Annotated in this window: 22 protein-coding genes and 1 riboswitch; of the genes, 13 read left to right on the forward strand and 9 right to left on the reverse strand. The window is 65.0% G+C overall.

Annotated elements, in window-relative coordinates; translation table 11 throughout:
• The first annotated feature begins 51 nt into the window (after window positions 1-51).
• The 12 genes from idi to gcvP all read left to right on the forward strand — a co-directional run bounded on the left by idi (window position 52) and on the right by gcvP (window position 10,600).
• The gene (gene idi / locus ACOQFP_RS26190) at window positions 52-660 is read left to right on the forward strand and encodes an isopentenyl-diphosphate Delta-isomerase (protein WP_421585970.1); all 609 of its coding nucleotides are present in this window, start codon (window positions 52-54) and stop codon (window positions 658-660) included.
• A gap of 27 nt (window positions 661-687) precedes the next feature.
• Window positions 688-1,323, forward strand: coding sequence for an NUDIX hydrolase (locus ACOQFP_RS26195; RefSeq protein WP_206487749.1), 636 nt, complete (start codon window positions 688-690; stop codon window positions 1,321-1,323).
• Between the two features lie 70 nt (window positions 1,324-1,393).
• Window positions 1,394-1,996 carry a CDP-alcohol phosphatidyltransferase family protein gene (locus ACOQFP_RS26200; protein WP_206487747.1) on the forward strand — a complete coding sequence of 201 codons (603 nt, stop codon included), beginning with the start codon at window positions 1,394-1,396 and terminating at the stop codon, window positions 1,994-1,996.
• Window positions 1,997-2,052: 56 nt separating this feature from the next.
• Window positions 2,053-2,856 carry a DUF881 domain-containing protein gene (locus ACOQFP_RS26205; RefSeq protein ID WP_421585971.1) on the forward strand — a complete coding sequence of 268 codons (804 nt, stop codon included), beginning with the start codon at window positions 2,053-2,055 and terminating at the stop codon, window positions 2,854-2,856.
• Window positions 2,853-3,281 (forward strand): small basic family protein, encoded by a 429-nt coding sequence (locus ACOQFP_RS26210; RefSeq protein WP_421585972.1) that lies wholly within the window; start codon window positions 2,853-2,855, stop codon window positions 3,279-3,281. Before ACOQFP_RS26205 ends, ACOQFP_RS26210 begins: the two co-directional genes overlap by 4 nt.
• A gap of 3 nt (window positions 3,282-3,284) precedes the next feature.
• On the forward strand, window positions 3,285-4,034 hold the full coding sequence (locus ACOQFP_RS26215; protein ID WP_421585973.1) for a DUF881 domain-containing protein: 750 nt from the start codon (window positions 3,285-3,287) through the stop codon (window positions 4,032-4,034).
• Window positions 4,035-4,074: 40 nt separating this feature from the next.
• Window positions 4,075-4,479, forward strand: coding sequence for a glycine cleavage system protein GcvH (gene gcvH / locus ACOQFP_RS26220; protein WP_206487739.1), 405 nt, complete (start codon window positions 4,075-4,077; stop codon window positions 4,477-4,479).
• Window positions 4,480-4,686: 207 nt separating this feature from the next.
• A complete protein-coding gene (odhI, locus tag ACOQFP_RS26225) occupies window positions 4,687-5,184 on the forward strand; it encodes an oxoglutarate dehydrogenase inhibitor Odhl (RefSeq protein ID WP_206487737.1) in 498 nt (165 codons plus the stop codon).
• Window positions 5,181-5,918 (forward strand): MerR family transcriptional regulator, encoded by a 738-nt coding sequence (locus ACOQFP_RS26230; protein ID WP_206487735.1) that lies wholly within the window; start codon window positions 5,181-5,183, stop codon window positions 5,916-5,918. The genes odhI and ACOQFP_RS26230 overlap by 4 nt, the downstream gene beginning before the upstream one ends.
• A gap of 97 nt (window positions 5,919-6,015) precedes the next feature.
• Window positions 6,016-6,489, forward strand: coding sequence for a bifunctional nuclease family protein (locus ACOQFP_RS26235; protein ID WP_008716091.1), 474 nt, complete (start codon window positions 6,016-6,018; stop codon window positions 6,487-6,489).
• Window positions 6,490-6,762: 273 nt separating this feature from the next.
• Window positions 6,763-7,443: a MerR family transcriptional regulator gene (locus tag ACOQFP_RS26240; protein ID WP_206487733.1), complete on the forward strand. Its 681-nt coding sequence runs from the start codon at window positions 6,763-6,765 to the stop codon at window positions 7,441-7,443.
• Window positions 7,444-7,455: 12 nt separating this feature from the next.
• A riboswitch (glycine riboswitch) is annotated at window positions 7,456-7,553 on the forward strand.
• Between the two features lie 194 nt (window positions 7,554-7,747).
• Window positions 7,748-10,600 (forward strand): aminomethyl-transferring glycine dehydrogenase, encoded by a 2,853-nt coding sequence (gene gcvP, locus ACOQFP_RS26245; RefSeq protein WP_421585974.1) that lies wholly within the window; start codon window positions 7,748-7,750, stop codon window positions 10,598-10,600.
• 63 nt (window positions 10,601-10,663) lie between these two features.
• Here the strand turns inward: gcvP and ACOQFP_RS26250 are convergent, their stop codons facing one another.
• From ACOQFP_RS26250 to ACOQFP_RS26275, 6 genes are all read right to left on the reverse strand, one after another.
• The gene (locus tag ACOQFP_RS26250) at window positions 10,664-11,803 is read right to left on the reverse strand and encodes a metallophosphoesterase (RefSeq protein ID WP_421585975.1); all 1,140 of its coding nucleotides are present in this window, start codon (window positions 11,801-11,803) and stop codon (window positions 10,664-10,666) included.
• 3 nt (window positions 11,804-11,806) lie between these two features.
• A complete protein-coding gene (locus ACOQFP_RS26255) occupies window positions 11,807-13,525 on the reverse strand; it encodes a substrate-binding domain-containing protein (RefSeq protein ID WP_421585976.1) in 1,719 nt (572 codons plus the stop codon).
• Window positions 13,526-13,541: 16 nt separating this feature from the next.
• Window positions 13,542-15,716: a malate synthase G gene (locus ACOQFP_RS26260; RefSeq protein WP_206487725.1), complete on the reverse strand. Its 2,175-nt coding sequence runs from the start codon at window positions 15,714-15,716 to the stop codon at window positions 13,542-13,544.
• 64 nt (window positions 15,717-15,780) lie between these two features.
• Window positions 15,781-16,695: a 3-methyladenine DNA glycosylase gene (locus ACOQFP_RS26265; protein ID WP_421585977.1), complete on the reverse strand. Its 915-nt coding sequence runs from the start codon at window positions 16,693-16,695 to the stop codon at window positions 15,781-15,783.
• On the reverse strand, window positions 16,696-17,838 hold the full coding sequence (locus ACOQFP_RS26270) for a hemolysin family protein (protein WP_421585978.1): 1,143 nt from the start codon (window positions 17,836-17,838) through the stop codon (window positions 16,696-16,698).
• On the reverse strand, window positions 17,831-19,210 hold the full coding sequence (locus tag ACOQFP_RS26275) for a hemolysin family protein (RefSeq protein ID WP_206487719.1): 1,380 nt from the start codon (window positions 19,208-19,210) through the stop codon (window positions 17,831-17,833). Before ACOQFP_RS26275 ends, ACOQFP_RS26270 begins: the two co-directional genes overlap by 8 nt.
• Here ACOQFP_RS26275 and ACOQFP_RS26280 point away from each other — a divergent pair.
• On the forward strand, window positions 19,203-19,409 hold the full coding sequence (locus ACOQFP_RS26280) for a hypothetical protein (protein ID WP_421585979.1): 207 nt from the start codon (window positions 19,203-19,205) through the stop codon (window positions 19,407-19,409). The two genes, ACOQFP_RS26275 and ACOQFP_RS26280, sit on opposite strands and share 8 nt — an antisense overlap.
• 137 nt (window positions 19,410-19,546) lie before the next feature.
• On the opposite strand, the gene ACOQFP_RS26285 is transcribed toward ACOQFP_RS26280, so the two are convergent.
• The 3 genes from ACOQFP_RS26285 to ACOQFP_RS26295 are packed head-to-tail and all read right to left on the reverse strand — an operon-like array spanning window position 19,547 to window position 23,210.
• Entirely contained in the window at window positions 19,547-20,983 is a 1,437-nt protein-coding gene (locus ACOQFP_RS26285; protein ID WP_206487715.1) for a GuaB1 family IMP dehydrogenase-related protein, read from the reverse strand.
• 11 nt (window positions 20,984-20,994) lie between these two features.
• The gene (locus ACOQFP_RS26290; RefSeq protein ID WP_421585980.1) at window positions 20,995-21,894 is read right to left on the reverse strand and encodes a DMT family transporter; all 900 of its coding nucleotides are present in this window, start codon (window positions 21,892-21,894) and stop codon (window positions 20,995-20,997) included.
• Window positions 21,891-23,210, reverse strand: coding sequence for a DEAD/DEAH box helicase (locus tag ACOQFP_RS26295; protein ID WP_421585981.1), 1,320 nt, complete (start codon window positions 23,208-23,210; stop codon window positions 21,891-21,893). Before ACOQFP_RS26295 ends, ACOQFP_RS26290 begins: the two co-directional genes overlap by 4 nt.
• Window positions 23,211-23,343 lie beyond the last annotated feature (133 nt).

Genomic DNA, 23,343 nt, shown 5'->3' on the forward strand with positions numbered 1-23,343 from the left:
CTCCGACGGTTCGACCGTGGACTTGCGGGTCTGCCGTGCGACGATGGAACTATGGAGCGATCCCGGGCGCAGCACGTAGTGCTGCTCGACGACGACGGCCGCGCAGTGGGCACACAGGCCAAGAGTGAGGTCCATACGCTCTCGACGCCACTACATCTGGCATTTTCCAGCTACGTCGTCAGATCCGACGGTGCTGTGCTCCTCACGCGCAGAGCGTCGAGCAAGAAAACGTGGCCAGGGGTGCTGACCAACAGCTGCTGTGGCCACCCGGCACCGGGTGAGAATCTCGCGGATGCGGTGCTGCGCAGGCTCGGTGAAGAGCTCGGTCTGCGCGCTGATTCGGCCGAACTGGTACTCCCACATTTTCGGTACCGAGCCGTCATGGACAACGGCATCGTGGAGAACGAGATCTGTCCGGTGTACCGCGTGCGCGTGGGCGAGAACGCGACGCTCGATCCCGATCCCGACGAAGTCGACGAGACGCGATGGGTCTCGTGGCCGGAGTTCTCTGCCGGGGTGCTCGACGGCAGCATCGAGGTATCGCCGTGGTGTCGAACACAAGTGGAGCAGTTGTCCGCTTCGGCCGGCGAGCCGCTCTGCTGGCCGACCGAAGACGACGATCTGCTGCCTCCCGCGGCCCGCCGTGTCGTCACCGGCTGATCACGTCGAGGCCATGGTGATCGCGCAGTGAGTGTCGATACGTCGGGTGAGCCCGGCCAGGACCGTCTCGATCGAGTGTCGATCGCGCGCGAGCTCGCGCGCTTCACCCATCGCACGGCCGCCGTCGACGGGCTCCGCGCCGCGTCGGTCGCCGTTGCCGTCGGCGGGGCACCGGGGGACAGGCGAATGCTCCTGACGAAGAGACCGAGCCGACTTCGCGCGCATCCCGGCCAGTACGCCCTCCCCGGCGGCGGAGTGGATCCCGGCGAGTCGAGTGTGCAGGCGTGCTTGCGCGAACTGCACGAGGAGTTGGGTATCGGTGCCGGAACGGGCGACGTGCTCGGCAGGTTGGACGACTACGTCACTCGATCCGGCTACGTCATCACGCCGTTCGTCGTGTGGGTGGGGGACTACTCGTCCTCGATGCGGCCCAGTGCAGACGAGGTAGCCGAGGTGTTCGAGGTGACGGTCGACGAGCTGGACGTGGACGCCCAATTCGTGGCCATCGAGGAGTCGCCCCGACCGGTCATCAGGTGGCCGTACCGAACCGGGGCCATCCATGCTCCGACCGGCGCAATCGTTCATCAGTTCCGCGAGGTTGCGTTGCACGGTCGCCACACCCGAGTCGCGGACTTCGAGCAGCCCGTGTTCGCATGGCGCTAACGTAGCCGCAGACACGGGTGCGGACGGTGCCCGTGCGCACGACGAGCACAACGTCAGGAGGTGATCATCGATGACGGGCAGCAGCGAACTCGAGGTCTCCGATCGCATCGCCACCGTTCCCAATCTCCTCAGCGCCATCCGACTCGCAGGCGTTCCCCTGTTCCTGTACTTGCTGCTCGGCCCCGAAGCCGACGGGTGGGCTCTGGTGATCCTGCTCGTCAGCGGCGGAACCGACTGGCTCGACGGCAAACTCGCGCGACTACTGGGTCAGGCATCGAAGCTCGGTGCGGTTCTCGATCCCTTGGTCGACCGGCTCTACGTCGTCAGCACCCTGGTTGCCTTCGTGCTGCGCGGGATCATCCCGTGGTGGGTTGCCGCGATCCTCATCGGACGCGACATCGTGCTCGGGTTGACCATGTTCGTCTACCGACGTCGTTCGCTCCCGCCGCCGGACGTCATCTACCTCGGAAAGGCCGCGACGTTCGTCGTCATGATCGCGCTGCCGGTGCTGCTGGTGTCGACCGGCACCGGTTCGGTGGCCGACGCCGCGGGCCCACTCGGCTACGCACTGCTGATCTGGGGCACCGTGCTGTACACCTGGACCGGCGTGTTGTACCTGGGCAAGGCCATCGCCGTCGCCAGGGCAGTCGATCCGACCGAGGCCGGCATGTGACGGCGGAGCCCGCGCAGCGACCACCGAAAGGTCCACGGAGAAATCCTGTCCCGTCGTTGTTGACCTCGTTGCTGACCGATCATCTCGATCCGGGATACCGCGCTGCGGCCGACGAACAGACCGCAAGACACACCCGCGAGCCGCGAATACCGGCGGCGCTCTGGTTGCTGACCGGGGCCGTCGTCATCGGGGTGATATTCGGCATCGCGTTCTCCCAATTGGCTTCCGGGGCCGCCGTCGAACGCGCCGGTGCCGATGCCTCGGCCGCTGTCCGGTCCGCACAGGACCGCGGCGCGGAACTCGAAACGACACGAGACGACCTCGCCGAGAGGGTATCGGTCGAGCGCGATCGTGCTCTGCATGCGGACGCCTCCGGCAATGCCCTCCTGGACCGTTTGAGCGCCGTCGAATCTGCCGCAGGAATCGACACGGTCGTCGGTCCTGGCCTGTCGGTCACCGTCACCGAGCCATCGGGCCAGAGGGGTTCGTCGGCCCGCACGGGTTCCGGTGCCGCTGTGCTCGATCGAGACATCGCATCGATCGTCAACTCGTTGTGGGTCAGCGGTGCCGAGGCGGTGTCCGTCAACGACATCCGAGTCGGCCCGAACGTGACGATCAGGCAGGCCGGTGGCGCCATGCTCGTCGACAATCGCCCGATCGGCTCGCCGTACGACATCGACGCGATAGGACCGCCACAGCGTATGCAGGTTCAGTTCGTCGTCAGCGACGCCTACCTGCGGATGAGTACGGTGGCTCAGCTGTACGGGGTCGGGTTCTCGGTGCGCCCGGCCGCCGATCTCGAACTCGGTCCAGCCGTTGTGAGAGAGTCGTTCGAGGTAGAGGAGGCCGGTCCACCATGACGGAGCACGATCCGACGACGGCCGTACCGGCCGAAGTCGACGCGCAGTCGCCTGCGGAGAAGCAGATCACCACCACTCACGGTGCCTACGCCCTCGCCGCGCTCATTGCCTTGATCGCCGGAGTTGTCATCGGCACGGTCGCAGGCCCGCAGGTTCCCACGGTCGTCGCGCCGTATCTTCCCATTGCCGTCGTCGCCGCGATCGATGCGGTCTTCGGTGGTCTACGGGCATTTCTCGACGGCATCTTCGATGCCAAGGTCTTCGTCGTCTCGTTCGTCTTCAACGTCCTCGTCGCCGCGCTGATCGTGTGGCTGGGTGATCAGCTCGGGGTGGGAACCCAGTTGTCCACGGCCATCGTCGTGGTTCTCGGCATTCGGATCTTCGGTAATGCTGCCGCTCTGCGTCGCCGACTGTTCGGTGCGTAGACGATGGCCGAACGCAGCAACCGGCACGGCTGGCGTGCCCGCCGCCCCGACTCGAATCGACGCAGGCTCGGAACGACATTCGGCCTCCTCGCGCTCGCACTGCTGTGCGTTCTCGGAATCGGTATCGCCACGCAGGTTCGTGAGACGAGTACCGCCGACAACCTGGAGAGCTCCCGGCCCGAGGACCTGCTGATCCTGCTGGATTCGCTGACCCGCCGTGAGGCATCGATCCGTGATGAGATCAGCACACTTCAGAGCACGTTGGCGACCCTGAATCAGTCCGGGTCCGGCTCGGAGGCGGCAGTTGCACAAGCTCAGGAACGCTTGTCGGCGTTGTCGATTCAAGTGGGGACCGTCGCTGCTCAGGGCCCGGGGGTGGCCTTGGTGATCGAGGACCCGAACTCGGGTGTGGGATCGGCCGTGCTGCTCGACGCGATGCAGGAGTTGCGGGCCGCCGGTGCCGAAGCAATCCAGATCGAGGGCGGCGGCGGCACCGTCCGGATCGGTGTCGACTCCTGGATCGCCGGCCCCGCGGGGCGGATCGTGGTCGACGGTCGAGAACTGCAGGCCCCATACACTTTCACAGCCATCGGGGACCCTCCCACGTTGGCATCGGCACTGAACATCCCAGGCGGAGTTGTCGATACGGTCACTCGCAACGGGGCGACGTCGAGCATCACTCAGTCGGACCAGGTCACGGTCTCCGCCTTGCGGGATCCGCGCCCGCGTCAATACGCTCAGCCCGGAAACTGACAGCCCGATCGCCCGGGCCACGATCGAAGGGAATGCCGCGTTGAGCGACATCGAAGCACCAGCTGATCTGTACTACACCCCCGAGCACGAGTGGGTGCAGCGCACCGGGCCCGCGACGGTGCGAATCGGAATCACCGATTTCGCGCAGGGCCAACTCGGTGACGTGGTGTTCGTGCAGCTACCTGCGGTGGGCGACGCCGTCACCGCAGGCGAATCTCTGGGCGAAGTCGAATCGACCAAGAGCGTCTCCGACGTGTTCAGCCCACTGACTGCGAAAGTGACTGGCGTGAACCAGGATCTGGACGGAGAGCCGGACAAGGTGAACTCTGCCCCGTACTCCGGCGGCTGGTTGATCGACCTCGAGGTTTCCTCGTCGGAGGAGTTGGAAGCGGCACTGGCGCAGATGCTCGACGCCGCCGGATATGCTCTCATCACAGCCGAGTGATCGGTCAGTTGTCGACACCGGCCAACCGGCCACACGGCCCCTGTCGCGCAGGGTACGGTCGACACCGAGCGAATACCCTGTCGGGGCGCAGGTCCAGCAAGCTGTACTACGCAACACCGAACGCCAAGTAACACCAGATGTGAAGACCATGTACTGCGTTACCCGCGGCGCTCTCTGCCCGGGTGAACGGACTGAGAAGGAGTAACGGTGAGCCAGAACGACAACGACAGCAACTACGGGGAGTCGCCGGCCGAGACCACCTCGGTCTTCCGCGCTGATTTCCTCCAGGAGCTGGACAACTCCGCGGCCGCCCAGAGCACCGAAGCTCCGGTATCGGGTGTCGAGGGATTGCCTGTCGGTGCTGCTCTGCTCGTCGTCAAACGCGGCCCCAATGCCGGATCGCGATTTCTGCTCGACCAGCCGACCACCTCCGCCGGACGGCACCCCGATAGCGACATCTTCCTCGACGATGTCACCGTCAGCCGCCGTCACGCCGAGTTTCGGCAGGACGAGGACGAGTTCCAGGTCGTCGACGTCGGCAGCCTGAACGGCACCTACGTCAATCGGGAGCCGGTCGATTCCGCTGTGCTCGCCAACGGCGACGAGGTGCAGATCGGCAAGTTCCGGTTGGTGTTCCTGACCGGGCCCAGAGGCGGCAACGGATCTCAGGTCGGCGATGCGTCTGCGGGTGCAGGAAGCCAGTGACCGCCGTCGGGCAGCAGTCCAACGGGGGGATGTCGATTGGCTCCGTCCTGGATCGACTTCGGCCCGACTTTCCCGATGTGACCATCTCGAAGATCAGATTCCTCGAAGCCGAGGGTCTGATCTCTCCGGAGCGCACTCCGTCCGGGTACCGGCGGTTCTCGATCGCGGACTGTGAGCGGCTTCGGTTCGTCCTGACCGCCCAGCGTGATCAGTACCTCCCGCTGAAGGTGATCAAGGAACAGCTCGAAGCCATCGATCACGGCGTCGCCACAGTCGAGCGAGCGGACTCGTCGGTCAAGCGGCCCAGGTCGCTGACCGTCGCCGTGGGCGAGGTGTCCCCGGAGGAGTTCCTGCCGGATCGAGAGGTCCGTATCAGCAAGGCCGATCTGCTGTCGCAGGCCGGTATCGACGATGCATTCCTGACCGAGCTGTTGCGCAGCGGGTTGATCACTCCGGGACAGGCCGGTTTCTACGACGACGGAGCCGTGACACTGGCACGAACAGCACATGCAATGTTGCAGTTCGGTCTCGAAGTGCGTCACCTGAGAGCGTTCAAACTCGCGGCCGACCGAGAAGCTGGCCTGGTCGCACAGATCGCCGGGCCGGTTGCCAAGGGGCGAGATGCCGGAGCACGTGATCGAGCGGAAGAAATGATTCGGGAGTTGGCGGCGCTGTCGCTGACCTTGCACACCTGCCTGGTCAAGGCCGCGGTGCGCGGTGCACTCGACCGCTGACCCGTGCTCGTGTCGGTACGAATTCAAATAGACTCGGCTGCGACGAGCTGAAACAGTGAAGCGCAGCTCGGATTTCTCGAAGTGAGAGGTAGACACGATGAGTGAAATGCGTGTAGTCGGTATTCGTGTCGAACAGCCGCAGAATCAGCCCGTGTTGTTGTTGCGTGAAGCGGACGGCGACAGGTACCTCCCTATCTGGATCGGTCAAACCGAGGCTGCGGCAATTGCTTTGGAGCAGCAAGGGGTGCAACCTGCTCGTCCCCTCACTCATGATCTCGTCAAGAATCTGATTTCGGCTCTGGGCCACGAGCTCAAAGAAGTTCGCATCGTGGACCTGCAGGAGGGCACCTTCTACGCCGATCTCGTATTCGACAAGGATGTTCGTGTCTCTGCTCGGCCGTCGGACTCCGTGGCGATTGCGCTGCGGGCCGGGGTGCCGATCTTCGCCGAGGAACCTGTGCTGGCCGAGGCCGGATTGATCATGCCGGACGAGCGCGAGGACGAGGTCGAGAAGTTCAAGGAGTTCCTCGATTCGGTATCGCCGGACGACTTCAAGGCCACCGACGGATAACGGAATAGTCTCAACCTCAACTTTAGGTTCAGGTTTACGGCGCGTTGCATTGAATCTGCGCGATCGTCCCCATAACGTCTGTGTCAGTGAAGCTCATCGCCGCCGCTGGTTGGATCTGTTGCAGTTCACGCCTCTTCGATACCCGTCGAGGCGTAGTCTGGCCTGGTACACGGCATGAATTCACGCGAGTACACCGGGGCCGTAGTCACGTCCCGGGGCGGATCGCAGTACCGACGATCCGAACGCAGTGAGACATCCGAGAGGGAGCAGTCAGTGGGAGATCAGCCGCAGCAGCATCACGGCAGCCGAGAGTCCGACGCCGCAGGCCGGACCGAGGACACGCCCGTCGGTGCCGATGCTCGGAGCGACACCGCCGACCAGGCGTCGAACGGCCGGTTCGATGCACCGCAGGACATTCAGCCAGGTTTGTTCCCCGACGACTCCGTTCCCGACGAACTCGTCGGATACCGCGTACCGAGCGCCTGCCAGATCGCGGGTATCACCTACCGGCAGCTCGACTACTGGGCCCGCACCGGGCTCGTCGTACCGTCGATTCGCGGTGCCGCAGGCTCGGGGAGTCAACGGCTGTACTCCTTCAAGGACATGCTCGTTCTCAAGATCGTCAAGCGGCTGCTCGATACCGGTATCTCGCTGCAGAACATCCGCGTCGCCGTCGACCATCTACGCCAGCGCGGCGTGGGTGACCTCGCCAACATCACCCTGTTCTCCGATGGCACAACCGTCTACGAGTGCACGTCCGCCGAAGAAGTGGTGGACCTGCTCCAGGGCGGTCAGGGCGTATTCGGAATCGCCGTGAACGGTGCGATGCGCGAGCTCACCGGCACTATCGCGGACTTCCCGGCAGAACGAGCGGACGGCGGCGAAAGCCAGCCGAGCCCCGAAGACGAGCTGGCGTCGCGGCGCAAGAATCGCGCGAGCCGCAAGACCGGCTAGACTTTCCTCCGTCGCGCCCGCGCGGGAGAGTTCCGAGGCATCCAGTCTCGGACGCCGAAGGAGCAATACCTCCCCGTCAATCTCTCAGGCACACGGACCGTGTGGGCTTCGGCAACTCTGGAAAGTGGTGGGAGCACCCACCCGCCCAAGGGGAAAGGTACCGGCGCGCCCGTATCGGCGTGGCGTGTTCGACCGAATCTCTCAGGCGCTCGGGTCAACGGGCACACGACAGAGGGGGAGGAGCGGCCGACGCGTATGCCTCGGTCGTCCGAAGCCTCGTCTTTCCGGCACCTGGGAGAAGATCGTGACCGACCGAAACGCCTCGTCCGTACGCACTTTCGTGGACCGCCACATCGGACCCGACTCCGCGGAACTGGTCCGCATACTCGACTCGATCGGCGTCGACAGTCTCGACGAGCTTGCGCGCAAGGCAGTGCCCTCGTCGATTCTCGATACCGTGGCGGACGGCGTACCCACCGGACTGGCGACGTTGCCGCCTGCGCTCGGTGAGCACGAAGCGCTCGCAGCGCTCGCCGAACTCGCGGGCCAGAACACCGTGTCGACGTCCATGATCGGCCTCGGCTACTACGACACCTTGACGCCGCCGGTGCTGACCCGCGGAATTCTGGAGAACCCGGCCTGGTACACCGCATACACGCCGTATCAGCCCGAAATCAGCCAGGGCAGGCTCGAGGCGTTGCTGAACTTCCAGACCATGGTCGCGGACCTCACCGGCATGGACGTCGCCAATGCATCGATGCTCGACGAGTCCACTGCGGCGGCAGAATCCATGACGCTGATGCGACGCGCGAACAAGGCATCGAAATCGCCTCGGCTGCTGGTGGACGCCGATGTCTTTCCGCAGACCGCCGCTCTTCTGGCTACTCGCGCCGAGCCGCTGGGTATCGAACTGGTGTATGCCGACCTGGCCGACGGCCTGCCGGACGGCGAGTTCTTCGGCGTGTTGATGCAGCTGCCCGGCGCATCCGGACGCCTGTTCGATCACTCGGCCACCGTCGAGGCGGCGCACGGGCGCGGCGCGTTGGTTGCTGTCGGGCTCGACCTGCTGGCCGCCACCGTCGTGACTCCGCCCGGCGAGATCGGCGCAGATGTCTGTTTCGGCACCACCCAGAGATTCGGTGTTCCGATGGGCTACGGCGGACCCCACGCCGGGTACCTCGCGGTGCGGTCGGGTCACTCTCGTCAGCTTCCCGGACGACTGGTCGGGGTCTCGCTCGACGCGGACGGCCACCGCGCCTACCGATTGGCCTTGCAGACCCGTGAGCAGCACATTCGTCGGGAGAAGGCGACCTCCAATATCTGTACGGCTCAGGTTCTGCTGGCCATCGTGGCTGCGATGTACGCCAGCTACCACGGCGCAGACGGGTTGCGTGCCATAGCGGTTCGCGTCAATACGCACGCTCGAACCATTGCGGAGGGACTGTGCAAGGCCGGGATCGAGGTGGTGCACGCCGAGTTCTTCGATACCGTCCTCGCGAAGGTGCCCGGACGGGCGCAGGCGGTCGTCGACAGTGCCGAACAACGTGGGATCAATCTCCGGCTGGTGGACGCCGATCACGTGGCCATCTCGTGCGACGAGGCGACCACGCCCGAGACGATATCGAGCGTGCTCGCAGCATTCGGTGCCGAGGTCGACGGATGCGGGGCCGAGTCGCTGCCGACGACCATGACTCGCACCTCGGAGTACCTCACGCACCCGGCCTTCACCCGGTACCGCACCGAGACTGCCATGCTGCGCTACCTGCGTGCATTGTCCGACAAGGACATTGCCCTCGACCGCAGCATGATTCCGCTGGGTTCGTGCACGATGAAGCTGAACGCAACCGCGGAGATGGAGTCCATCACCTGGCCGCAGTTCGCCCGTCAACACCCCTTCGCGCCGGCGTCGCAGGTGCCTGGGCTGCTGCGCGTGATCGACGACCTCGAACGGTGGCTCGTCGACATCACCGGCTACGACGCGGTGAGCCTGCAGCCGAATGCAGGAAGCCAGGGCGAGTACGCGGGGCTGCTCGCCATCCGCCGCTATCACCACGACAACGGCGATGCCCAACGGGTCGTCTGCCTGATCCCGTCGAGCGCCCACGGCACCAACGCGGCCTCGGCCGTGATGGCGGGCATGCGCGTGGTCGTCGTCGCGTGCCGCACCAATGGCGACGTCGATGTCGATGATCTACGCGCCAAGATCGCCGAGCACGGCGAGACGCTCGCCGCGATCATGATCACGTACCCCTCGACGCACGGCGTCTACGAGCACGAGATCTCCGAAATATGTGCGGCAGTCCACGATGCGGGCGGCCAGGTCTACGTCGATGGTGCCAACCTCAATGCTCTCGTCGGGCTCGCGCGACCCGGCCGCTTCGGCGGCGACGTCAGCCACCTGAACCTGCACAAGACGTTCTGCATCCCGCACGGCGGCGGCGGGCCGGGCGTGGGACCGATCGGAGTTCGCTCGCACCTGCAGCCCTACCTACCCGGCCACCCGCTGGCTCCTCAGCTCGGATCGGGCCCGACGGTCTCCGGTGCCCCGTATGGTAGTGCCTCGATTCTGACCATCACCTGGGCCTACATCGCCATGATGGGCGCGACGGGTCTGCGGAAAGCGACGTTGACGGCGATCGCGTCGGCCAACTACATCGCCAGACGCCTCGACGAGTACTTCCCTGTTCTGTACACCGGTGACAACGGAATGGTTGCCCACGAGTGCATTCTCGATCTACGGGGCCTGACCAAGGACACCGGTGTCACAGTCGACGATGTTGCGAAACGATTGGCCGACTACGGATTCCACGCGCCGACGATGAGCTTTCCGGTTGCGGGAACACTCATGGTGGAGCCCACCGAGAGCGAGAACCTGGAGGAGATCGACGCATTCTGCGATGCGATGATCGCCATCCGGGGCGAGATCGATCGCGTCGGATCGGGCGAGTGGACCGTCGAGGACAATCCGCTTCGAGGTGCGCCCCACACCGCTCAGTGTCTTGTCGCGGAGTGGGATCACCCGTACTCACGGGAGCTGGCGGCCTACCCTGCAGGGTACGACCGTCCGAAGGTGTGGCCGGCGGTACGACGGATCGACGGCGCGCACGGCGACCGCAACCTGGTGTGCTCGTGCCCGCCGATCGAGGCCTTCGCCTGATCCGAGGCGCTTGGCCTCCTTCGTCCGATTCGCCGAGCACGGTTTTCCGGGCGAGCCGAGTGGTCAGCCCCGCGTGAGCTCGAGCATCGAAATCTCGGGCGGGGCGGCCACCCGCACCGGCGGACCCCACGCGCCTGCTCCGCGGGTGGTGTACAGCGTCGTGTTGTCGATCGTGTCCAGACCTTCGACACTCGGCTGCTGCAGCGGCACCAGGTAGCGCAGGGGCCAGATCTGGCCCGCATGCGTGTGGCCCGACACCTGCAGGTCGACACCGAGGTCCGATGCCTCCAGAGCCTGCTTGGGCTGATGTGCCATCAGCAGTACGAATCGATCGGTCTCGATCCCGTTCAGTGCTTCGATGAGGTCCGGTTCGTACGGGGCGGGCGCAGTGGCGTCGTTGATGCCGGCGATGTCGATTGCGCCATCGCCACGGGTGAGCGTCGTTCGTTCGTTGCGCAGCACGTCGATACCGAGGGTCGACCAGAAATCGAGCCATTCGCCGCCGTCGCCTGCGTAGAACTCGTGATTGCCACTGACGGCGAACACTCCCGACGGCGCGCGAAGTTCGCGCAGCGGATCGAGGTCGGCACCGACCAGGTCGACGGTGCCGTCGATCAGATCGCCGTCGAGCAACACCACGTCCGGATTCTGGGCGTTGACCGAATCGACGACCGTGCGTACGAAGCCCGCACCGCGAGTCGGACCGGCATGAATATCGGACACCAACGCCACTCGCAGGCCCTCGAACTCCGGTGGCAGCCCGCCCAGCGCTACGACCGTGTTCGTCACGCGCGGGGTCGACGCCTCGACGAGTCCGTACGCGACAGCGCTGACGCTGACCACTGCGACCATCGCGGAGCCGACCCTCGACACGCGTAACCGGAGCGCAGCCGAATCGCGGCCCATGGCCCTCGAGGCCACTCGAAGAACCGTGCAGACCAACCCGACGAGCACTGTTCCCAAGAACAGGTACAGCACCACCGCCAACCACGTGAGACCGACGAACGCCGGAACGCGGGCCCACGACGGGTCGAGCACCACACCGCTGCCGAATCCGATCGTGGCGCACAACCACAGCACTACCAACAGCACATCTGCCGTTCGCGCGAATCTGGCCGGTGCCCTGGTGACAGACAGAAACCGCCAATGTAGAAACAGTGAGATCAGGAGGAGAAAAAGGCCGACAAAAAGTACACGAGACATGTTCTAGTACAACAACTTTCCGAGTCGATCGGTGAGGTCCGGTGAATCCGAGCTCGACACCGCTTCCACGGTTCCGCCGGTGCGGGCGGCGATCTCGTCGAACGCGGAGGAACCGGAGTCGTCTCCGATGCGCAGGATGTTCACCGCGACCGGGCGCGCCGGATCGGACGCGGAGGTCAGGTCGGTGAGTAGCTTTTCTGTGGGCACAGACGGGTCGTCGTCGGGTCCGTCGGTGATCAACACGACGGAATTGGCGCGTCCCGGTACGTACCCGGATACCGCATCACGGTAGGCCGCCAGCAGCGATACGTAGGAATACGACGCACTCGCCGGAGTCGATCTTGCCGCGGCGGAATCGAGGGCGGAGAGTCGGGAGGTCGTGCCTACCGGAACTGTCATCGGGCCTGTCGGTACATCGATCCGATAGGCCCGCCCGCCGTCGAGGTTCTCGCTGAAGCTCCACAGGCCGAGCTCGGTGGAGTCGGGGACCCGCTGAAACTGTGCACTCAGTGCGCGCACGGTGTTCTCGAGCCTTGTCGCACCGCCTTCGGTGGTACCCATCGACTCGGAGACATCCAGTAGAACCGTCGCTCGACGCGGCAGCACCGGATTGCGCAGCACCGTCAGGAGTGCGTCGGATACCGGGCCGGATGGAGCGGCGACGGTACTGCCGTCGTCATCGTCACCGACGCCGAACCCTGCCTCGCGCAGTGTCTGTGCACCGTCCGGCTGGCGAATGAACTCGACGAACCTGGCCGCCGCGCGGGTGGACGTCTCATCGCCGGACAGTACGACTGCGGGGTGATCCGCGATAGGCGTCGGACCCAGTGGTCGAACGGCGGTCAGCGTGGACGAATCGGTCGACGCCAGTTGCTGTTCGGTGACCGGAACCGCGTGGATGGCATCGCCGGGACCCGCGGCGTTGTCGAGCGTCGCCAGTGCGTCGTAAGTAGTGGTGGGTGAGACAGCGGCGGCCTGGGTGTCGGTGACCGCCAGCTCCGATATCGCCGACACCAGTTGGCTCGACGAGACCTGATCGACGGTCAGTGCGGAGCTCGGGTCTCCGCGTACGCCTGCTGCGATCGCCGCAACGGCGAGAGTAGTTGCTCCGGTGTCGGAGCCGGTGGGCAACGCGAGGCGAAGTCCACCCCATTCCGGCAGACCGAGGGCTTGCGGGTCTCGTTGCAACCGAACGAGATCCGCCCAGCTCGCGCCGGCCGCGACCACGGCATCGGCCACAGTGGGCGGCGCGGCGAGGACAACCGGACTGGACGCGACAGCCCGGGGTGTTCCGTCGATGGCTCCGCGATCGGTGACGGCCTCGACATCGGCAGAGGACTGCGGTATCCACAGCCCCGGCCGATTGCCGAGCGCCGCGGTGTCCCAGTTGTCGATACCGGAGTTCACGGCCGCCCGAATCGTGTCCGAGGCGGTGGCCCGAACCTGCACCGTCACACAGTGATCCCGGACCACAGGGGCCGATTCGTTGAAACGAGCGGCCAACTGTTCGACCGGTCCGGAGATGTCGGGATCGGCGGCCACGGTGAGTACCGCCGATCCCTCCACACATTGATTGGCAGCGTCGACTCCTTGATCGGAAATTCGATCACGCAGAGCGAACCACCCGAACACCGCCGCGACGACCACCGCGATCGTGATCACGACGATCACCGGTCCGGCGGCTACCGAGCGCCCGCGCCCTGTGTTCCGATGTTCACCCACGTGGTCGACAAGTCCGTCAGGCGTTGACGGCCTTGTACTCCCGTCGGCGGCGATGCAGGATCGGCTCGGTGTAGCCGTTGGGCTGGCTGGTGCCCTGGAAGATCAGATCACTGGCAGCCTGGAATGCGATGTTGGTGTCGAAGTCGGGAGCGAGCGGCTTGTACGTCGGATCCGATTCGTTCTGTCGGTCGACCACCGGAGCCATTCTCTTCAACGACTCACGGACCTGCTCTTCGGTGACGATGCCGTGACGCAACCAATTCGCGATGAACTGGCTCGAAATACGAAGCGTCGCACGGTCTTCCATGAGAGCAATATCGTTGATGTCGGGAACCTTCGAGCATCCGACGCCATGGTCGATCCACCGCACCACGTAGCCGAGGATCGACTGCGAGTTGTTGTCGAGCTCGTTCTGCTTCTCCTCGTCGGTCCAGTCCGTGGACGGCGCGAGAGGAATTTCGAGAATGTCGTCGACCGTGGCGCGCTTGGCTTTCGCGATCTCGTGCTGACGGGCGAAGACATCGACCTTGTGGTAGTGCAGGGCATGCAGGGTCGCCGCGGTGGGGGAGGGAACCCACGCGGTATTGGCCCCGGCCTTGGGGTGGCCGATCTTCTGCTCGAGCATGTCGTGCATCAGATCCGGCATCGCCCACATGCCCTTACCGATCTGTGCCTTGCCTTCGAGGCCGGCAGCCAAGCCGGTGTCGACGTTGAAGTCCTCGTACGCGGCGATCCACTTCTCGCCCTTCATCGCGCCCTTGCGAACGACTGGACCTGCTGCCATCGAGGTGTGGATCTCGTCGCCGGTGCGGTCGAGGAAGCCCGTGTTGATGAACACGACCCGTTCGGAGGCGGCCTGAATGCACGCCTTCAGGTTGACGGTCGTGCGGCGTTCCTCGTCCATGATTCCGACTTTGAGCGTGTTGGTCGGCAGTCCTAGAACCTGCTCGACACGGCCGAACAACTCGGCGGTGAACGCGACCTCGTCCGGTCCGTGCATCTTCGGCTTGACGATGTACAGCGAACCCGTGCGCGAGTTGGAGAGCACATGGTCCGGGGTCAGCGAGTGCATCCCGGCGAGGGAGGTGAACAGTGCATCGAGAATGCCCTCCGGCACCTCGTTGCCCTCGGCATCGAGAATTGCGTCGGATGTCATCAGGTGTCCGACGTTGCGGACGAACAGCAGCGAGCGACCGTGCAGCGTGAGCTCCGAACCTTCGACAGAGGTGTAGGTGCGGTCCTTGTTGAGCTCGCGAGTGAACGTCTTGCCGCCCTTGGAGACCTCCTCGGTGAGATCGCCCTTCATCAGCCCGAGCCAGTTGCGATATCCCAGAACCTTGTCCTCGGCATCGACGGCAGCGACGGAGTCCTCGAAGTCCATGATCGTCGTGACGGCGGATTCGAGCAGCACGTCCTTGACTCCGGCACCGTCGGTCTTGCCGATCGGGCTCTCGGGATCGATCTGGATCTCGAAGTGCAAGCCGTTGTGCACGAACAGTATCGCCGACGGTGCGTCCGGGGTGCCCTGGTAGCCGAGCAACTGCGACGGGTCTTGGAGACCGACGGTGCTTCCGTCTGCCAGCGTCACGGTCAGCGATGCTGCGTCGACGACGTATCCGGTGGTACCGACGTGCGAGCCGGAGCTCAGTGGCAGTGCCTCGTCCAGGAAGTCACGTGCGAACGCGATGACCTTGTCGCCGCGGACCTTGTTGTAGCTCGACCCCTTTTCGGCACCGTCGGTCTCGGGGATGGCGTCGGTTCCGTACAGGGCGTCGTACAGCGAGCCCCATCGTGCATTGGAGGCGTTGATCGCGAATCGGGCATTGAGCACCGGCACCACCAACTGAGGTCCCGCAGTGGTGGTGATCTCGGTATCGACCCCGGAGGTGGTGATCTGGAAATCGGCAGGCTCGTCGAGTAGATAGCCGATTTCCTTCAAGAATGCCTTGTACGCGGCGCGATCGTAGTCGGGGCCCGCATGTTCGCCGTGCCAGGCATCGACCTTGCCTTGGATCTCGTCGCGGACGGCCAGCAGTGACTTGTTCTTCGGAGCAAGATCGGCGATCACCGATGCGGCACCGGTCCAGAAGGCCTCGGAATCTACATCGGTACCCGGCAGCGCCTCCTTTTCGACGAAATCGAATAGGACCTTGGCGACTTGAAGTCCACCAGCCTGCACACGATCGGTCATGAAATCCTCACTCTTTTCGGTCACGGACACCCGTGACGGTGTCCCCACGACAACGAGGCCAATGTTACTCGGCGGTAATTCCGACACCGAACTCGCCGCCGATCAGTAGATTCTGGCATCGAGCGATGAGCGCCGAGCGCAATGGTGCCGCTTCGGCCGACAGCTCACCCTGCGCGCGCACATATTCTGCTCGACCCACCGGGGTCTCGATACGAATGGGTTCGAGATCGTAGTCGCTGAGGTCGTACGGGCTCGCACGCATATCGATCGTTCGCGCGTGCAGAGCCAACTCGAAGCAGTCGGTCAGAAACTCGGAATCGATCAGAGGTCCCAGCTTGTAGCACCACTTGTACAGGTCCATCGATGCGTGGATGCAGCCGGGCTGCTCGGATGTCAGACGCGATTGCGGCGACAGTGGCACTGCGTTGCGCGGCGCGGCGTCGGGGGTGAAGAACCGGAAGGCGTCGTAGTGGGTACACCGCAACGTCATCGAGTCGACCACAGCGTCCGTGCCCTCGTGGCCGAGCCGAAGCGGCACCTGCTCGTGCCGTTGCGCGGAACTACCCCCGCGGTAGACCATGGCCCACTCGTGCAGCCCGAAGCAGCCGAGCAACGGTGCTCTTTCGGTGGTGGCGGTCAGCAGTCCGAGAGTGAACTCGATACTCGATCGCCGACGCTCCACGAGATCCGATCGAACCCGGTAACCCGGGCCCTCGGGCGTGTCAACCCGCTCGTAGGACGCGAAGTCCGCGTAGTCACCGGCACTAGGGCCGGTGAGAACGACGCCGTGGCCGGGATTCCACCGCCGCAACTGGCCCGGCCGATGACTGTAATAGGTGAACAGAAAATCCAGGACCGGATGGACCTCGCCATGTCCTCGGTCGGTCAAATAGTCACCGACGAGGTTCTCGATCCGCACGGCATGGGCGGTGCGCCTGCCGGTCCACTCTGCCTCGCTCAGCGATGTCGAGCCGAGCATTCACAGGTTCCGTGGGGGAGCGGTCGACGAGGCAGGCCCGGTACCGGGTGTAGATTGACCCGGTCGCGGGCCGGCGACCCGGTGCGTTCCGTCTCGAACGGTACCGACGAATTCCTCGACCAGGTCCTCGAGAGCGACGATGCCCACCGTGGCACCCGTCGCGTCGTGAACAGCCCCGAGGTGGCTGCTGGCACGCCGTAATTTGGTCAGGGCGTCGTCGAGCACCGTGTCGACCGAGACGACGGGCAGTGACCGAACGTCGCTGCGGGGAATGACGGTGTCCGGTCCGGCCGACTCGTCGGCCATGTCGTCGAGCACGTCCTTCAGGTGTAGGTACCCGACCAGCGCACCTGCCGAATCCCGTACGGGGTAGCGAGAGAAGCCCGTCTCGATGACAGCACGTTCGACCGAGCCGAGCGTCGGTCCGAGAAGGTGATCGGGGCCGGACAACTCGATGGTACGAACCTGATGGTTGGGAATGAGCACCTCGCCGACAGTCCGACCGGACGTGTCGAGAGCCTGCCGCAGTCTGCGATGCTCTTCGGCGTCGATCAAGCCCTCGGATCGTGATTCGCCGATCATCTGCGACAACTCCACTGCCGAGACCGAGGAGCTCAACTCGTCCTTGGGCTCGATTCGCAGCAACCGAAGGGTCAGATTGGCGCACAAGTTGTAGAACGAGATCAGCGGAAGCGCCACTTTGATGAACAGCAGATGGATCGGCACCAGAACCATGGCGGTGCTCTCGGGGCCCGCGATCGCGATGTTCTTCGGAACCATCTCACCGACCAGGATGTGCAGCACGACAACGAGGGTCAATGCGATGGCGAAGGCGATCGGGTGCAGGAACGAATCGGGAATGCCGATCGCCTCGAGTGGAACCTCGATGAGGTGCGCCACCGCGGGCTCGGCCACACGGCCGAGAAGGATCGAACAGATCGTGATACCGAGCTGCGCAGCTGCCAGCATCTGCGAGAGATTCTGACCGGCCTCGATCACGCTCTGTGCACGCTTCTTGCCTTGCGCGAGCAGTGCTTCGAGTCGGTCGCGTCGGGCGGAGATCAGCGCGAACTCGGCTCCGACGAAGAATGCGTTGCCCGCCAGCAGCAGTACTGCCAGGCCCACACCGAGGAAGTCACCCATCGACCTCTCCCTCCGAACGTAGTCGAGCAACCGCTGCGGCGTCGACAGGCAAGATCAGCACCCGGTCGATCCGGCGACCGTCCATCCGAACCACCCGCGCGATCCAACCGCCGTTGCTCTCGTGCGGGTCCTCGCTCGACGTGGGCGGTAGCAGAACTGCGTCCCCCTCGGTCGGGATACGACCCAGCTCGGTCAACACCAGTCCGCCGATCGTTTCGTACTCGCCTTCGGGTGCCGAATATCCCGTGGCCGAAGCCACTTCGTCGATTCGCAGCAGACCGGCGCAGTCCCACCCGTCACCCGATCGAGCGACGTCGAGCTCCGGCTCGTCGTGCTCGTCACGAACGTCGCCGACGATCTCCTCGATGAGATCCTCCATCGTGACCATGCCTGCGGTACCGCCGTACTCGTCGACGACGAGGGCCACCTGCATACCGTCCGCACGCACCCGCTCCATCACCGCATCGCCGTCCAGGCTCGACGGGACCACCGGAACGTCACGGGCCAAGGACTCGACCGTCGTCGAGCGGCGTTGCGCTGCTGCGACGGTGAATGCGTGCTTGATGTGGACGACACCCACGGTGTCGTCCAGATCGCCGTCGACCACAGGAAACCGGGAGAAGCCGGTGCGAGCAGCGGTTTCGATCAGATCGGCCACGGTGGCGTCGGTGTCGAGCGTTTCGATCTTCACCCGCGGCGTCATCAGTTCCTCTGCTGTGCGGTCGCCGAACTGCAACGATCGATCGACCAATCTGGCAGTGTTCTCGTCGATCGATCCCTGTTGGGCCGATGTGCGAACCAGTGAGCCCAGTTCCTGTGGTGACCGTGCCGATCTGAGCTCCTCGGCCGGCTCTATCCCGAGCCGGCGGACGAGCAAGTTGGCCGAGCCGTTGAGTCCGTTGATCGCCCACTTGAAGATCAGCGAGAAACCGGCCATGGCACCGGCGGTGACACGAGCGGTCGACATCGGCTTGGCGATCGCGATGTTCTTCGGGACCAATTCACCGAAGATCATCGAGAACGAGGTGGCCAGAATCAGCGCCACCGCAAGTGAGATGCCCGACGCCAGTGTTTGCGAAGCGCCGAGCGCACCTGCCACCGGCCGAATGAAGCCCGCCAGGACAGGTTCGGCAAGATAACCGGTGATCAGGGTGGTGATCGTGATGCCGAGCTGCGCGCCGGACAGCTGGAAAGACAGCGTCTTGTGAGCGTGCAGAACCTGACGAGAACGTAGATCGCCGTTCTCGGCTCGCGACTCGACGGCGCTGCGTTCGAGCGCCGTGAGTGAGAATTCGGCCGCGACGAACAAGGCGGTGCCTGCAGTCAGAGCGACGAATCCGAGCAGGCTGACGATGGTGAGGAACGTGGCCACGTGTCAACGCCGCCTGGGCTGGGGCCGTCGTAGTTGGGACAACAAAGTCGCGCCACCGGAGTGGGCGGAGTTGCTCGAAGAGGTGTCGCCGGGTTTCTCTCCCGGCTCGATAGAGGAGCCCTCCGACGTGGAACCGTCGTCGTGCTGCTCGGCAGTTGCCGGAGCGGCAACCGAAATAGTGGGTGCCTCGGGCACCTGATTCCCTTCTGTCTGGTTCGCGCTGTGGACCCGCCCTACGGGAAGCCGACAAAATCGGCCACCCGTCCGAACGAAGTTCGGACGAGCGGCGCGCGAACGTGTGCGTGTGCTGTGAGTGAGTCTAACCGTGCCTGCCCGTCACCACCCGGAGGGCAGTGGCCGGCCCTCGGCGAACCCGGCGGCGGACTGAACACCCAGTACCGCGCGCTGCGCCAATTCCGGCAGAGTGCGAGCGCCGGCGTACGTGCAGGTGCTGCGAACTCCGGCGCAGATGTGATCGATCAGATCCTCGACGCCGGGACGGTCTGGATCCAGTCGCATCCGGGAACTGGAAATGCCTTCCTCGAACAATGCCTTGCGGGCCCGGTCGAAGGCGCCGTCGGTGGCGGTACGGGCGGCGACCGCCCGCTTGGACGCCATCCCGAAGCTCTCCTTGTAGCGGTTGCCCGAGGCATCGACTCGCAGGTCGCCCGGCGACTCGTAGGTGCCGGCGAACCAGGACCCGATCATCACGTTCGCGGCGCCTGCAGCCAATGCGAGTGCAACGTCACGGGGATGACGCACGCCGCCGTCGGCCCAGACCGAAGCCCCGAGTTCGGCCGCTGCAGCGGAACACTCGGCCACAGCCGAGAATTGTGGTCGACCGACCCCGGTCATCATTCGTGTCGTGCACATCGCGCCGGGACCGACACCGACCTTGACGATGTCTGCGCCCGCCTGCACCAGATCGCGGGTGCCCTGTGCAGACACGACGTTGCCGGCGGCAAGGGGAACCCCGAGATCGAGGGCGCGCACCGCGGAGAGGGCTTCGAGCATCTTCTGCTGATGTCCGTGTGCGGTGTCCATGACGAGCACATCGGCTCCGGCCTCGACCAGGGCTGTGGCCTTGTCGGCGACGTTGCCGTTGATGCCGACGGCCGCTGCAATCCGCAACCGTCCCGACGCATCGACCGCAGGCGCGTAAATACCCGTGCGTACCGCTCCGGTCTTGGTCACCACGCCTGCGAGGGTGCCGTCGTCCTCGATGACGACCGCGAGGTGCGCATGCGCCGCCTCCATCAGCTCGAAGACTTCCTTCGGCGATGCGTGCCGAGGCGCTCGCACGAAGTCGGTGGACGCCACCGAACTCACGCGCGCGAACCGGTCGACATCGGCGCAGGCATCCTCGGTCACGACCCCGACGGGTTTACCGTGCTCGACGATCACGACGGCTTCGTGCGCCCGCTTGTGCACCAGCGCCAATGCGTCGGACACCGATGCGTTGGGGTCCAGCACCACGGGGGTGTCCGCGACCAGGTCCCGGCTCTTGACGAATGCGACTGTGTCGGCGACGACTTCGGTCGGCAAGTCCTGTGGGATGACGGCAATGGCTCCGCGCCGCGCGACGGTCTCCGCCATCCGGCGGCCTGACACAGCTGTCATGTTCGACACGACTATCGGGATGGTCGTTCCTGACCCGTCGACGGTACTGAGATCGACATCGAAGCGCGATGTGACGTCGGTTCGATTGGGGACGAGGAAGACGTCGTCGTAGGTGAGATCGTAGGGCGGTCGGTGACCATCGAGAAACTGCACGTTGATCGAGACTACCGGTCGGGTCGGCGCAGTGGGGTCGACGCCCCGCGAGCGACCTCGGGTTCGAGAACGACCGAAGCCTGCTCCCGCGACAATCGAACCGTCGTGACGATCATGACCGCAACCGCCACGGCGATGGTCGCCAGTGCGCCGCCGTCGGTTCGGATTCGTTCGTCCAGCACCGTGACACCGATGAATGCAGCCCCGAGAGGTTCGCTGATGGTGATGGCAGGCATCGATGCCGACAGCGGGCCGACCTGGAATGCGCGTTGCTGCAGATAGAACCCCAGAACCCCGCAGCCGACCAATGCGTAGGTCTGCCAGGCTGTCAGCGCGCCGAACAACTCGGTCTCGACGAGGTCGGTGACGAACTTCGTCAGAGCTGCAGCCAGGCCGAACAGCAATCCTCCTGCCGCCCCGAGAAGTAGCGCCCTCGCTCCGGGGGCCCTGGCCAGCAGGCCGCCCGCCACCGCGCCGCCGATCACGACGGCCGCGATGATCAGCGGAACGATCCAGTCGGACAGGGGTGCGTCGGTGTTCCCCTCGCTGGGATCGCCGACCACTATGAACACGGCCAGCGCCGCCGCCAGCAGGAACGCGAGTGCCCACGTGGAGCCGGGAAGGGCGCGGCCCGTCAACTTCGCCGACATCGGTAGTGCGAACAGTAGTGCGGTGACCAGCAACGGCTGAACGACCAGCACCGAACCGACCCAGAGCGCCGCGATCTGCACTGCGTAGCCGCCTCCGTCTCCGATCACCCCCACCCACCATCTGGGGTTACGGATGAGGGCCGATACCAGGGACGTGCCTTCCGGCACGGAGGCCGCGGCGCTCTGCTGCGCTACCGACGCACAGGCGAACAGGAACGCCGAGACCAGCGCGAGCGTGATCGACAACCAGGGCGAGTTCACCCGCGCCGTCCTCGGCGCTCGCCCCGCCTGCCCCCGGTGCGCCCGCTTCGCTCGTGCCGGGAGGGCGCGGAGCCGCGTGACCCGCGCGATCGGCGATTGCCGCCGTCGACCCCGGAGGTTCGTGAGGGCGCGAGCGTCGGCCGACCGGAGGGCGTTCGCGCACCGGTTGCCTGACGCCACGAGGTCGAATCGGTGTCGGTGTCGACCACAATGGGAAGGACACCGGCCTCCTCCGCCATAGCGCACACGAGATCCAGTTGCTCTGCAGTGGCCAACGTCACGACTGTCCCGCTCGCTCCGGCCCGGGCAGTGCGGCCTGCTCGATGCTGGTAATCCTTGGAATCGAGAGGTGGATCGACGTGCACGACCAGCGTGACGTCATCGACGTGAACGCCACGCGCAGCGACGTCTGTCGCGATCAGGGCGGGCGAGCTACCGTCAGCGAATTCGGCCAGTGCACGCGTGCGGTGTGCCTGAGTCTTGTTGCCGTGCAACGACGATATCGGAACGCCTAGCCGGCGGCATTCGTCGGCGAGTCGATCGACCGCGTGAGTCGTGCGGACGAACAGCAGCGTGCGACCGTCTCTGTTGGCAACGGCGGCAGCTATTTCGGTCTTGCGGGCAGCGTCGACGCGAAACACGTAGTGCACGATGTCGGGCTCACTCACCGATTCGGCAAGTGAATGTTCGGCGGGGTCGGTCAGGAACTTCTCGACCAGTCGGTCGGTGTCTTGATCGAGGGTGGCCGAGAACAGCAACCGCTGGCCGTCGGCGGGTGTCGCGGCGAGCAGGGCTTCGACCTGGGGCAGAAATCCCATGTCCACCATCCGATCCGCTTCGTCGATCACGGTCATCTCGACCTGGCGCAACGTGATCGACCGCCGCTCGAGCAGATCTCGGAGTCGGCCGGGGGTGGCGACCACGATGTCGATACCGCGCTGAATGTCGCGGACATTGCGCTCGAGTGGCACTCCTCCCACGACCGCGACCGTGCGAAGACCGAAGACGGCACCGTGTAGGTCCAGTACCTCGTGGATCTGAAGCGCGAGTTCCCGAGTCGGAGCCAGCACGAGCCCGCGCGGTGCGCCCGGTTCGCTTCGGCGCCCGGCCAGCCGCACGAGCAGAGGCAGTCCGAATGCGAGCGTCTTCCCGGAGCCGGTCGGTGCGCGCCCGAGGATGTCGCGGCCGGCGAGCGCATCCGGCAAGGCAGCGATCTGGATCGGAAACGGTGTCCGTACACCCGCCTTGTCCAGTGCGTGCACGAGAACTACCGGCAGGCCGAGGTCTGCGAACGATGGAGCGGAATGACCCGGCATGGCTGTGACCTTACCGCTGCGTCGAAGACGCCCGGACCCTTCTTGTCGGTACCCGCCGCAATACTGCCGTTGGAACGCATGTTCGAAGTGAGTTCCACGACCGTGATCGCCGAGGGGGCGGTTGCATGCCGAG

The organism is Rhodococcus sp. MALMAid1271 (genome assembly GCF_049195265.1).
Taxonomy (GTDB): Bacteria; Actinomycetota; Actinomycetes; order Mycobacteriales; family Mycobacteriaceae; genus Rhodococcoides.

What these genes read in the sequence shown, in the direction of transcription:
- idi (WP_421585970.1), top strand. Translation starts at nt 52, where the DNA reads ATGGAGCGATCCCGGGCGCAGCACGTAGTGCTGCTCGACGACGACGGC.
- ACOQFP_RS26200 (WP_206487747.1), top strand. Translation starts at nt 1,394, where the DNA reads ATGACGGGCAGCAGCGAACTCGAGGTCTCCGATCGCATCGCCACCGTT.
- ACOQFP_RS26210 (WP_421585972.1), top strand. Translation starts at nt 2,853, where the DNA reads ATGACGGAGCACGATCCGACGACGGCCGTACCGGCCGAAGTCGACGCG.
- ACOQFP_RS26215 (WP_421585973.1), top strand. Translation starts at nt 3,285, where the DNA reads ATGGCCGAACGCAGCAACCGGCACGGCTGGCGTGCCCGCCGCCCCGAC.
- ACOQFP_RS26235 (WP_008716091.1), top strand. Translation starts at nt 6,016, where the DNA reads ATGAGTGAAATGCGTGTAGTCGGTATTCGTGTCGAACAGCCGCAGAAT.
- ACOQFP_RS26250 (WP_421585975.1), bottom strand. Translation starts at nt 11,803, where the DNA reads ATGTCTCGTGTACTTTTTGTCGGCCTTTTTCTCCTCCTGATCTCACTG.
- ACOQFP_RS26260 (WP_206487725.1), bottom strand. Translation starts at nt 15,716, where the DNA reads ATGACCGATCGTGTGCAGGCTGGTGGACTTCAAGTCGCCAAGGTCCTA.
- ACOQFP_RS26265 (WP_421585977.1), bottom strand. Translation starts at nt 16,695, where the DNA reads ATGCTCGGCTCGACATCGCTGAGCGAGGCAGAGTGGACCGGCAGGCGC.
- ACOQFP_RS26270 (WP_421585978.1), bottom strand. Translation starts at nt 17,838, where the DNA reads ATGGGTGACTTCCTCGGTGTGGGCCTGGCAGTACTGCTGCTGGCGGGC.
- ACOQFP_RS26295 (WP_421585981.1), bottom strand. Translation starts at nt 23,210, where the DNA reads ATGCCGGGTCATTCCGCTCCATCGTTCGCAGACCTCGGCCTGCCGGTA.